The organism is Pseudomonas sp. efr-133-TYG-23, from assembly GCF_030209215.1.
GTDB classification, from domain to species: domain Bacteria; phylum Pseudomonadota; class Gammaproteobacteria; order Pseudomonadales; family Pseudomonadaceae; genus Aquipseudomonas; species Aquipseudomonas rhodesiae.
On record NZ_JARVSL010000058.1, the window covers coordinates 1 to 1962 of the forward strand.

At 62.9% G+C, this 1962-nt stretch carries 2 protein-coding genes; both read left to right on the top strand.

Annotated features, from left to right (window positions below; translation table 11 throughout):
• Positions 1–365: phosphopantetheine-binding protein (locus QRN41_RS26135; RefSeq protein ID WP_047883108.1), on the top strand; the 365-nt coding region annotated here is incomplete at its 5' end.
• Between the two features lie 3 nt (positions 366–368).
• The coding region (locus QRN41_RS26140) for a condensation domain-containing protein (protein ID WP_285422304.1) at positions 369–1962 on the top strand (1594 nt) is incomplete at its 3' end.

Consider the following 1962-nt stretch of genomic DNA (forward strand, 5'->3'; position numbering starts at 1 on the left):
TGACCCCCAACGGCAAGCTCGACCGCAAGGGCCTGCCGGCGCCGGACGCGAGCCTTATGCAGCAGACGTACGTGGCGCCCGAAACCGAGCTGGAACAACAGATCGCCGCGATCTGGGCCGAGGTGTTGCACCTGCCCCAGGTGGGCCTGAACGACAACTTCTTTGAGGTCGGTGGGCATTCGCTGCTGGCGATCCAGATCACCTCGCGGGTCCAGGCCGAACTGGGCCTGGACGTGCCGCTGGTGGAAGTGTTCCAGACCGAAACCCTGCGCGCCTATGTGCAGGCCGCAGCCACCTTCCGTGCCGGCAGCGCGGAAGACTTTGATGATCTTCGTGACTTTTTGAGCGAACTAGAGGCGATTTGAAGCATGCTTTCCAACCCTAATATCGATCTGGTTTCGCGCTTTCTTCGCCTGCCTCTGGAACAGCGCCAGCAGTTTTACCAGCGCCTGCAAAGCCGAGGCATGAGTTTCGCGCAATTGCCCATTGCCTCGGTTCGCGAGGCCGACCAACACCTGCCGCTGTCCTACGCCCAGGAGCGCCAGTGGTTTCTATGGCAGTTGGACCCGGACAGTGCGGCCTATCACGTGCCCGGTGCCCTGCGTCTGTGCGGGATGCTGGACAAGGCCGCCCTGCGGCGCAGCTTTGCCAGCCTGGCAGCACGACATGAAAGCCTGCGCACCCGCCTGCACCTGGACGACGAGTCGCGCACCCAGCAAGTGTTACCCCATGCCGACATCCAGATCCTCGAAGACCGTACCGACGAGGCGCAGCTCAAGACTCGCGTCGAGGCCGAGATCGCCCGTCCGTTCGATTTGCGCCAAGGCCCGCTGTTGCGGGTAACCCTGCTGGAACTCGATGCACAGGAGCATGTGCTGGTGCTGGTGCAGCACCATATTGTGTCCGATGGTTGGTCTATGGGCGTGATGGTGCAGGAACTGATGCAGCTATACGCCGCGTACAGCCAGGGTCAGGACTGCACCTTAACGCCGCTGCCGATCCAGTACGGCGACTATGCGTTGTGGCAACGCCGCTGGATGGAGGCGGGCGAGAAGACGCGCCAATTGGACTATTGGCGTCAACTGCTGGGCGGTACGCAGCCGGTGCTGGCGCTGCCCCTCGATCGTCCGCGTCCGGCGCAACAGCGCTTTCTCGGTGCCCGTCAGGACATCCAGCTTGACCCTGGGCTGGTGACCGGTTTGAAGGCCCTGGCCCAACGCCAAGGCGTGACCCTGTTCATGCTGTTGCTGGCATCGTTCCAGCTGTTTTTGTACCGCTACAGCGGGCAGCGCGATATTCGTGTCGGCGTGCCGATTGCCAACCGCAACCGTGTCGAAACCGAGGCGCTGATCGGTTTCTTCGTCAACACCCAAGTGCTCAAGGCCGACCTTGATGGTGCCATGACCTTCGCCGAACTGCTCCAGCACACCAAACGTCGTGCGCTGGAAGCCCAGGCCCATCAGGATTTACCCTTCGAGCAGCTGGTGGAGGCTTTGCAGCCTGAGCGCAGTCTTAGCCATAGCCCTTTGTTCCAGGTGATGTTCAACCATCAGGCGCAGGCGCGGACGGCCATACAACAACTGCCGGGCCTGCGGGTGGTCAGCCTGGAGCATGAGACCCGCACCGCGCAATTCGACTTGAGCCTGGACACCCAGGAGACCGAGGACGGCCTCTGGGCGTCGCTGACTTACGCCACGGACTTGTTCGATGCCAGCACCGCCGCGCGCATGCTCCGGCACTGGCTGGGCCTGCTGCGTGGGGCGGTGGCCGACACGACGCGGCCCTTGCAGGACCTGGCCATGCTGGACATGACCGAGCGCCAACAAATACTTGAACAGTGGAACGCCACCGCCCGCGACTACCCGCAAAATCAGTGGGTACATCACCTGATCGAAGCCCAGGCCGAGCGCCAGCCGCAGGCCACGGCCCTGGTGTTTGCCGAGCAACGTATCGACTACGCCG